This is a genomic window from Sulfurimonas sp., from assembly GCF_032250635.1.
GTDB lineage: Bacteria > Campylobacterota > Campylobacteria > Campylobacterales > Sulfurimonadaceae > Sulfurimonas.
This window is the reverse complement of sequence record NZ_JAVVFL010000085.1, coordinates 1-8,705: the sequence shown is the minus strand read 5'-3', so window position 1 is coordinate 8,705 and position 8,705 is coordinate 1. Positions and strand designations below refer to the sequence as shown.

At 38.7% G+C, this 8,705-nt stretch carries 11 protein-coding genes; 6 read left to right on the top strand and 5 right to left on the bottom strand.

Annotated elements, in window-relative coordinates:
* Positions 1 to 1,285: HAMP domain-containing sensor histidine kinase (locus tag RQ763_RS06450; RefSeq protein WP_314151857.1), on the top strand; the 1,285-nt coding region annotated here is incomplete at its 5' end.
* 8 nt (positions 1,286 to 1,293) lie between these two features.
* Here the strand turns inward: RQ763_RS06450 and nusB are convergent.
* The 3 genes from nusB to kdsA are packed head-to-tail and all read right to left on the bottom strand — an operon-like array spanning position 1,294 to position 2,979.
* Positions 1,294 to 1,692 carry a transcription antitermination factor NusB gene (gene nusB / locus RQ763_RS06445; RefSeq protein ID WP_137011800.1) on the bottom strand — a complete coding sequence of 133 codons (399 nt, stop codon included), beginning with the start codon at positions 1,690 to 1,692 and terminating at the stop codon, positions 1,294 to 1,296.
* The gene (gene ribH, locus RQ763_RS06440) at positions 1,692 to 2,156 is read right to left on the bottom strand and encodes a 6,7-dimethyl-8-ribityllumazine synthase (RefSeq protein WP_137011798.1); all 465 of its coding nucleotides are present in this window, start codon (positions 2,154 to 2,156) and stop codon (positions 1,692 to 1,694) included. Before ribH ends, nusB begins: the two co-directional genes overlap by 1 nt.
* Position 2,157: 1 nt before the next feature.
* Positions 2,158 to 2,979 (bottom strand): 3-deoxy-8-phosphooctulonate synthase, encoded by an 822-nt coding sequence (gene kdsA / locus RQ763_RS06435; protein WP_314151858.1) that lies wholly within the window; start codon positions 2,977 to 2,979, stop codon positions 2,158 to 2,160.
* 131 nt (positions 2,980 to 3,110) lie between these two features.
* Here kdsA and RQ763_RS06430 point away from each other — a divergent pair, with 131 nt between their 5' ends.
* Complete coding sequence (locus tag RQ763_RS06430) at positions 3,111 to 4,541, top strand: catalase (RefSeq protein ID WP_314151854.1); 1,431 nt, start codon at positions 3,111 to 3,113, stop codon at positions 4,539 to 4,541.
* Here RQ763_RS06430 and RQ763_RS06425 read toward each other — a convergent pair.
* The gene (locus RQ763_RS06425) at positions 4,528 to 5,415 is read right to left on the bottom strand and encodes a DMT family transporter (RefSeq protein WP_314151853.1); all 888 of its coding nucleotides are present in this window, start codon (positions 5,413 to 5,415) and stop codon (positions 4,528 to 4,530) included. The two genes, RQ763_RS06430 and RQ763_RS06425, sit on opposite strands and share 14 nt — an antisense overlap.
* A gap of 68 nt (positions 5,416 to 5,483) precedes the next feature.
* Between RQ763_RS06425 and RQ763_RS06420 the strand changes: the two genes are divergently transcribed.
* From RQ763_RS06420 to RQ763_RS06405, 4 genes are all read left to right on the top strand, one after another.
* The gene (locus RQ763_RS06420; RefSeq protein ID WP_314151851.1) at positions 5,484 to 6,500 is read left to right on the top strand and encodes a hypothetical protein; all 1,017 of its coding nucleotides are present in this window, start codon (positions 5,484 to 5,486) and stop codon (positions 6,498 to 6,500) included.
* Positions 6,501 to 6,578: 78 nt separating this feature from the next.
* Complete coding sequence (locus tag RQ763_RS06415) at positions 6,579 to 7,373, top strand: DUF3108 domain-containing protein (protein WP_314151850.1); 795 nt, start codon at positions 6,579 to 6,581, stop codon at positions 7,371 to 7,373.
* A gap of 25 nt (positions 7,374 to 7,398) precedes the next feature.
* Positions 7,399 to 8,154 (top strand): DnaJ domain-containing protein, encoded by a 756-nt coding sequence (locus RQ763_RS06410; RefSeq protein ID WP_314151848.1) that lies wholly within the window; start codon positions 7,399 to 7,401, stop codon positions 8,152 to 8,154.
* 3 nt (positions 8,155 to 8,157) lie between these two features.
* Positions 8,158 to 8,520: a cytochrome C gene (locus RQ763_RS06405; RefSeq protein WP_314151847.1), complete on the top strand. Its 363-nt coding sequence runs from the start codon at positions 8,158 to 8,160 to the stop codon at positions 8,518 to 8,520.
* Here RQ763_RS06405 and RQ763_RS06400 read toward each other — a convergent pair.
* A partial coding sequence (locus RQ763_RS06400) for a phosphoribosyltransferase (RefSeq protein ID WP_314151845.1) occupies positions 8,517 to 8,705 on the bottom strand: 189 nt, incomplete at its 5' end. The genes RQ763_RS06405 and RQ763_RS06400 overlap by 4 nt on opposite strands.

Genomic DNA, 8,705 nt, shown 5'->3' with positions numbered 1-8,705 from the left:
GTTTGAGAGAGACAGAGAGTCGCAAAAAATCAAAAAAACGCAAAATCTGCAAGACAAATCGCAGAGAGACTATTTTCAAGAGGTCTTAAAAATGGGGCAAAATGAGGTTTTTATCTCAAATATCGACCTCAATGTAGAACATGAAAAGGTGGAAGTTCCGCATAAATCTGTAATTAGACTTGCTACACCTATCTACCGCAATGAAAAATTTATGGGGATCTTAATCATCAATGTTTTTATGGACGCATTTTTACAAAACCTTATAAGCTCGACACTTTATGATATCTCTTTAGTAAACGAAGAGGGCTACTTTATCAAACACCATAAAAAAGAGCTTGCGTGGACAAAAGCTGACATAAAAGATGAGGCAAGAGAGAAAAAACATCTTTTGCAGCCGCTTTTTGTAGGGGCGCACAAAATAGATATGCTACTAGTTGAAAATGAAGCAACGCTGCAAAAAACAAAAAACTATAACAATAAAATGATAGGCGTTATCCTTCTCTTTGCCGTCATTATGGCGCTTCTCTTTACTGCCATCTTTACAAAAGCGCTTAAAAACATATTTGATCTTGTAGCACTTCAAGCTCAAAGACTAGAACTGCTCCTGAGCAACCAAAGTAAACTCGCAGAACTCGGGGAAATGGTAGCAAATATCGCCCATCAATGGAGGCAACCGCTCACAAGGGTCTCTCTTATACTTCAAAATCTGGGAGCATTTAAAGCAAAAGAAAAAATGAGCGATAAGCTGTTTAACGACTCCATGCAAAGCGCACTTTCTCAAATAGAGTTTATGTCAAACACCGTCGATAACTTTAAAGATTTTTATAAAAATGATACAAATAAAGTCGAGTTTTTTATAGAAGATGCACTGCAAAGTGTTTTAAATATCATCGGTGAACCCATGAGACACTCAAACATCAAACTATCCATCAACTCCTCGCAAAAAACTACTCTCTTTGCAAATAAAAATGAGTTTTCTCAAGTCCTGCTCAACCTCATCGTCAACGCCAAAGACGCTATAGAAGAGAGAGCTGTGCAAGATGGTAAAATCGATATCAATATAAGAGAAGAAAACAGCACTATAATTATCGAAGTTTGCGATAATGCTCTGGGTATAGAAGATGAACTAAAAGAGAAGATATTTGACCCCTACTTTAGTACAAAAAGAGATAAGGGAACAGGAATCGGGCTCTATCTGGCAAAGACAATTATAGAGGATAAAATGGGAGGAAAACTAAGTGTAGATAACTCCCAAGAGGGAGCTGTTTTTACAATTAAGCTCTAAGAAATTTTTTATTTATCTTTTGAAATTGCGTCAAGCACGCCATTGATAAACTTCGGAGACTGCTCTGTACCGAATGCTTTTGTGATCTCAACCGCTTCGTTTATAACCACCGCAGAGTCAAGTTCGCCAAAAAGTATCTCATAAGTTGCAAGTCTGAGTGTTGCTCTCTCGATGGCTCCGAGTCTCTCAAAATCCCAATCTTTTAGATGCTTGACTATTGCCACATCAACCGGCTCTATGTTTTTCATAACACCCTCATAAAGAGTGAGTGCAAAATCTTTTTGCTTGTTGCGAATCTTCTTCTCTTCTAAAATCTCATCCGTATGCTCTGCAATGTTTCCGTTGCCTAAATCAAATGCGTACAATAAACTTACAACTGCCATTCTAGCTTGATGTCTAGTAGCCATTATAGGTTCTCATAAAGGTCTAACATCTCGATAACAACCGTCATCGCTTCAAAACCTTTGTTACCTGCTTTTGTGCCTGCTCTCTCGATTGCCTGCTCGATTGTGTCAGTTGTCAAAAGCCCGAAAGATACAGGTTTTTGATACTTTAGGCTCATTGTCGCTATCCCTTTTGTAGCCTCAGCCGAGACATAATCAAAGTGAGGAGTTGCCCCGCGGATAACAGCGCCAAGTGCACAGATTGCGTCATATTTTTTGCTAGCCAGAAGCTGGTCAACTATCATCGGAAGCTCAAATGCTCCCGGAACCAAAACGTGTGTCAAATCAGCATCGTCTCCGCCATGGCGTGCAAATGCATCTTTAGCACCCTCAACAAGTCTATCAACAATAAAGTGATTCCATCTTGTACTTACTATCGCAATTTTCTTGCCGTTTACTACTTTTAATTTGCCTTCGATTAAATTCATTCTATATCTCCCGTATTTTTTTAATTTTGTTTATCAGAGCTTCTAGCTCATCTAGTTTTATCATATTTGGTCCGTCACTAAGTGCTATGCTTGGGTCAAAGTGAGTCTCAAAAAAGAAACCGTCCACGCCGACTGCTGCTGCTGCACTTGCCAAATAAGGCACCATTGTTCTGTCTCCGCCTGTTTTTCCGCCAAGTGCACCCGGAGCTTGAACAGAGTGTGTTGCATCAAAAATAGTCGGTGCGAACTCTCTCATAATAACAAGCGAGCGCATATCTACGACAATGTTTCCGTAGCCAAAAGAGCTTCCTCTCTCACACAGATAAACTCCGTGTCTTTTTGAAGCCTCATAGCTAACCTCATCACAGCCGCGTGTTTTAAGCACCTTTGCCACAGAGTAACGCATATCAGGCGGGTTTATAAACTGCCCTTTTTTGATATTTACCTCTTTTGTAGTTTTTGCACATGCAACAAGCAGGTCGGTTTGGCGGCATAAAAATGCGGGAATTTGAAGCATATCGACAACTTCGGCAACAGCAGGAACTTGATGCGACTCATGCACATCCGTAACTACTTTGTAGCCAAAATCATTTTTAACTTTCTCTAAAATTCTAAGTCCCTCATATATGCCAAGCCCGCGAAAACTGTCGAGTGATGTGCGGTTTGCTTTATCAAAAGAGGATTTAAAATAAAAATCAATAGAGTTGTCATTTTGATAAACCTCTAAAGCCTTAGCGATTTTAAAAATATTCTCTTCGCTCTCTATGACGCAAGGTCCGGCGAGTAATTTCATCTGTTTGCCTTTTAAAAAATAAGAGGTGATTATAGCATATTCTATAAAGGTACAAAAATTAATTTAAAAAATTTAGGGACTATTTGTTAAATATCTTAATATCTTTTTTATATTCTTAAAGTTATGATGAAACACAAAATATTATAAAGCGGAGGTGTATTATGTCAAAGAAAACTATGACTACAACGGCCGGTAACCCTATAGCTGACAACCAAAACTCACTAAGTGCGGGAGCTAGAGGTCCGCTTTTAATGCAGGATTATCAACTGCTTGAAAAATTAGCTCATCAAAATAGAGAAAGAGTCCCAGAGAGAGTCGTTCATGCAAAAGGAAGTGCGGCTTTTGGAACGCTTAACATTACAAATGATATATCAAAATATACCAAAGCAAAGGTGCTTCAAAAAGGGGCTAAAACAAAACTTCTTCTTAGGTTTTCAATTGTTGCCGGAGAGAGGGGAGCCGCCGATGCAGAGAGAGATGTAAGAGGTTTTGCACTTAAATTTTATACAACAGAGGGAAATTGGGATTTAGCAGGAAACAATACTCCCGTATTTTTTGTCCGTGACCCTCAAAAGTTTCCCGACTTTATCCACACACAAAAAAGAGACCCAAGATCAAACCTAAGAAGTAACACGGCTGCATGGGATTTTTGGAGCCTCTCACCTGAGAGCCTTCATCAAGTTACTATTTTAATGTCAGATAGAGGATTACCAAAAGGGTATCGACATATAAACGGTTACGGTTCTCATACATACAGCCTTATAAATGAGAATAATAAGCGATCTTGGGTTAAATTTCACTTTAAAACAAAACAGGGAATACAAAACTATACCAACCGTGAAGCAGAAGCGGTTGTTGCAAAAGATAGAGAGAGTTCTCAAAGAGATTTGTATGAGTCTATAGAGAGAGGCGAGTACCCAAAATGGAATTTCCAGATTCAGATAATGAGTGATGAAGAGGCTAAAAATTGTCCGTTTAATCCCTTTGATTTGACAAAAGTTTGGCCACACGCCGATTATCCTCTCATAGAAGTAGGAGAGATAGAGCTAAATAAAAACCCGGAGAACTACTTTATGCAGGTAGAACAATCCGCTTTTAGCCCATCAAATGTAGTGCCGGGAATCAGCTGGTCGCCTGACAAGATGCTTCAAGCCAGAATCTTTTCTTATGCCGATGCCCACAGATACAGAATAGGAACGCACTATGAGATGCTGCCCGTAAACAGACCTGTTGTAGAGGTAAATACTTACCATATGGACGGTTCTATGAACTTTAGCGAACCTAGTGCATCAAAAGCGTACTATGAGCCTAACAGTTTTGAGGGAGCAGTGGAAAATAGAGACTTTTTAGAGCCGCCCTTTCCTGTTGATGGTGATGGCGATAGATATAACCACCGTGAGGGCAATGATGATTTTTCACAGCCTAGAGCACTTTTTACTCTTATGAATGCTTCTCAAAAAGAACAGCTATTTAGCAATATTGCAGATGCAATGGACGGTGTGCCACAAAATATAAGAGATAGACAAATCGCACTTTTTGAAAAAGTTCATCCTGAGTATGCAGCAGGCGTAAAAAAAGCTACTTCTGTCTAGCTACAATTATTCCGGCCGCTATTATCAGAGCTATTCCGCACGCAGTTACGACACTTGGAAGTGCATCGCCGAGCATTAGCCCGACTAAAATCGCAAATACTATGTTTGTGTAACTCACCGCACCGACAATGCCAGCTTTTGTCTCGCCGTACGCTTTTGTCATGTAGTATTGCGACATTGTTCCAAGCGCTCCAAGCCCAATGACGTAGAACCAAACAACTCCGCTGGGCATAACGAATTTACCCATCATAAAATCAAGCTCGGCTATGTAAAAATAGTTTGAGAGCAAAAACAGCAGTATGGGTCCTACGGTTCCAACAAGCGTAAAGGAGAGGACTATCATCCTTGTATCGTAGTAGTTTCTAAGCTCTCTTACCGACGTGTAAGCAAGAGCAGCTCCCACTCCGCTAAAAATACCAAGCAAGTCATATTTGCTAAAGCCGATTCCGCTTGGCTGTGCTATAAGAACTATACCGCCAAAACCTATAAATACTGCAATCCAAGAGCTTAGAGAGAGCTTTTCTTTTAAAAGAAGCCATGCGAATATTGCGGTAAAAATGGGTGCAGTTTTTGAGTATGTAACAGCATCTCCGAGCGGAATATGGGCAATATTGTAAAAATATGCCAAAAGTGCGCAAAATCCCATAAGTCCTCTAAAAAATAGCAAAAGAGGTCTTCCTCCTTTATGTGTCATGGGAGTTTTGTAGAGTGCATAGCCTATAAAGATAACGCCGAATATATTTCTAAAAAACACAACCTCAAGTGAGCTCATATGTTCTGATGCCAGCTTTGCAAATGCACCCATAATCGCAAACAGAAATGATGCGAAGAGCATATATTTGACACCGTTATCTAATTCTTTTATATATTTCATGGACGAAAGTATACCAATCTTTTTTAATTCAAATAGGTTATAATATTCTATATATGCAAAGGAATTGTATGTCATTACGAGTTATTGCTCTTTTATCGTGCCTGTTGCTGAACATTTATGCTTCTGAGGAAGATGCTACGCAAGAGTGCACATTTGAACAATATGTAGATGAAAAGCATAAAAAATTTTCAAGATATGTTGTTAAAGTTTTTGATAACGTTGATAAGAGTATCAGCCGCTGGGTTCAGGAGTCAGACGATGATAATGAAACAGATGAAGACGAGACTCTTACTCATATCGATAAATTTTTTAAAGATGAGAAGTTTATTGAAGAGACCCAGAAAAGTTTTTTGCGCCTGCGTTTTGGCTCCGAGTTTCAGTCAAAAGCTGATGAAAAATTCAGGTATAAAATAAGAGCGCAAATACCTCTTAACAGAACCAAAAAGAGCTTTCAGCTTTTTATTGAAGATGCTGAGAAAACATACTTTGACCCTGATAGCCCCACAAAAGCTGAAGAGACGAGCGCTGCAGTCGGTATCAACTTCTTTGCTCCGGTCTACAAGGACATTAAATCAAAATACTCCATAGGTATCAGCAGCTTAACACCCTATGCAAAAGCAAGATACTCTAAAGATTTCAAACTGGACAATTGGGTTATTCAGCCAACTCAGCAATTTAAATACTCCCTTGAATCAGGCTGGAACGAGGAGACAAATCTCTATTTTAACAGAGTATTTGTAGATGAACGCTCCCTTTTTAGAACAACACTCTATCGTAAAACGCAATCGCATGTTGACGGATTTGATTATGCCGTTACCTTCTCATACTTTCTAACGCTCTCTAGTAAAAAAGGATTTAGCATCTCTCAGCAATTTTGGGGCAACTCCAAATATAAGTGCGAAGTCGCACCCCAAGAGTATAACGGCATAAGCAACTACTACACCTTTTTCTCATGGCGTCAAAATGTTTTTAAACAATGGATTTCGATAGAACTTGGTCCGGGCATAAGCTTTCACAGGCAGTATGAGTACGAACCAAACTATGTGTTTCAATTTAATGTAGATTTTTATTTTGGAAATATTTAAATAAACTTTACACTATAATTTTACATTATAATAAAATGTAAAATTTGATATAATATGCTAAATATGGGGGGAGTTGTTATGAGATATATTTTAATACTTTGTTTACTTATAAGCTCTGTTTTTTCAAAAGATATTTCAACGCGCTATGATGTGCATGTGAGTCTTTTGGGTAATGTGGGCTATGCAGATGTAACGCTAAGAGAGTCTGGAGACACTTATGAGATAAAGCTTGTGGCAAACACTGCCGGTGTTGCAGCTGCACTTTTAAGTGATAGAGTTGAGACTTTTACGAGCAGAGGCAGAGTTGTTGATGGCAGATATGTTCCGGATATCTTTATAGCAACTAAAACAACAGCAAAAAGATCAAGAGTTCAAACCTACTACTTTGATCATGAGAAAAAAGAGATAAAATTAATAGAAGAGAAAACTAAACTGGTGAATAAGACAAGATTTGATCCGAAAAACTTTAAAATTACCTCCGAAGAGGTAAGCAAAACCTCCACGCAAGAGACTACTTTAGATGTTTATAAAGATTCAGACGTGCTAAGTTCATACCTCAACACAAAAACTACCTGCAACTCCGACCAAAAATTTTACAAACTTATAGCAGTGGGTGCTCATGATGAAGAAAACAATATAACCGTCTCTTGCTTAAAAGGGCTAGAGAGAGACTCTGCAATACTCAACTTTTCTGAGGGCATAGAAGATATATACAACCTAAACGTAGAGCCGTTTGATAAAGATGACGAAATAGTTGATGTGCTTGTGGCGTTTGATCATGACGGACTTTTAAAAGAGGCTCTTTTGGGTGAAGTATTTTGGGTAGGAAAAATTACTGCAAAAAGAGTCTACCATAAAATCAGCAGTAACTAACTGCCAATAAACTCAAAGGAAAATCATGGGAAATATAATACTACTGGCTATTTTAGCCGCATTTTTTTACTGGATATTTAAGAGCTACTCAAGATATACAGTCTACTCGCAAGAGGCATTTAAGAATTTCTCTGTCTCCAAAGAGTCTCTGCAGGCAAGCGAACTTGGTCTTTTTGTAGCGCTTGTTGCGAAAGTTGCAAAGGCTGATGGAAGAGTTGATGCGCTTGAGGCCGAGCTAATCGGAATCATGTTTGATGACATCTCGGCTCTTTTTCCAGAGCCACAAAAAACAAAAGATATACTCAAAGAGGTCTTTAACGAGCATAAAAACGGCTCTGCTGACCCAAGAGAGCTTGCGCATATTTTGGCAAAAGCGATTAAAAGAGATAGGGCGAAGCAGCATCAGTTTATGGGATTTTTAATCCAGCTTGCATTTATCGATGGAGAGGTGAGCAAGAGCGAAGAGGAGATTTTAGCCTCTATTGCCGAAGCGTTAGAGTTTGACCCAAATGTGTATCATGCAATGTTTGAGCAGTTTGAGAAGATGATACATAACATAAAACCAAAAGCAAATATAGGTGACGCATATAAGCTCTTAGGCGTAAACGAAAATGACGACATTAGCGTAATCAAAAAAGCATATAGAAAATTGATACGCGAGTATCATCCCGACATAATAAAATCTCAAGGCAAAGATGATGCCTACATGCAAGAAGCAACCGCAAAAACGCAGGAGATAAACCAAGCCTATGAGATGATAAAAGAGCATAAGAAGCACTAATATATGATGAGAATTTTTCTTTTGCTCTTGGCGTTCTCTATCTTTAATTTGTGCAGTGCGCAAAATCTTGGCGCTCTTTTATTTAGCGGCAACTGCATTACATGCCATCATCCGACAAAAACAATCTCCGCTCCCTCTGCAGCCGAGGTTAAAAAAAGATATAAAGAGGCGTTTGAAGACAAAGAGGAGTTTGTATCCTACATGGCAACATGGGTAAAAAAACCTACACCTGAGGGCTCTTTAATGCATGATGCCATCAAAAAATATGGAGTTATGCCAGAGCTTGGTTTTGATGAAGAGACACTAAGAGTCATTAGTAAATATATTTATGAAAATGACTTTACAAAACACGAAACCGGCTACTAATTAAAATCTCTCTCCCAAAAAAAATCAATCCAATCATCTGCCTCATTTATCCAAAAATGAGGCTCATAAACAGATGTTTTTTTATAAAAAAGAGTACATGAGATAAACTCAATCTCTTCATATTTTTTTTCCAAATAATCCATAACAGCCGCTAGCGTATCCCCGCTATCTGCTATGTCATCAAC

What these genes read in the sequence shown, in the direction of transcription:
- nusB (WP_137011800.1), bottom strand. Translation starts at nt 1,692, where the DNA reads ATGGCTACTAGACATCAAGCTAGAATGGCAGTTGTAAGTTTATTGTAC.
- ribH (WP_137011798.1), bottom strand. Translation starts at nt 2,156, where the DNA reads ATGAATTTAATCGAAGGCAAATTAAAAGTAGTAAACGGCAAGAAAATT.
- RQ763_RS06430 (WP_314151854.1), top strand. Translation starts at nt 3,111, where the DNA reads ATGTCAAAGAAAACTATGACTACAACGGCCGGTAACCCTATAGCTGAC.
- RQ763_RS06425 (WP_314151853.1), bottom strand. Translation starts at nt 5,415, where the DNA reads ATGAAATATATAAAAGAATTAGATAACGGTGTCAAATATATGCTCTTC.
- RQ763_RS06420 (WP_314151851.1), top strand. Translation starts at nt 5,484, where the DNA reads ATGTCATTACGAGTTATTGCTCTTTTATCGTGCCTGTTGCTGAACATT.
- RQ763_RS06415 (WP_314151850.1), top strand. Translation starts at nt 6,579, where the DNA reads ATGAGATATATTTTAATACTTTGTTTACTTATAAGCTCTGTTTTTTCA.
- RQ763_RS06410 (WP_314151848.1), top strand. Translation starts at nt 7,399, where the DNA reads ATGGGAAATATAATACTACTGGCTATTTTAGCCGCATTTTTTTACTGG.
- RQ763_RS06405 (WP_314151847.1), top strand. Translation starts at nt 8,158, where the DNA reads ATGATGAGAATTTTTCTTTTGCTCTTGGCGTTCTCTATCTTTAATTTG.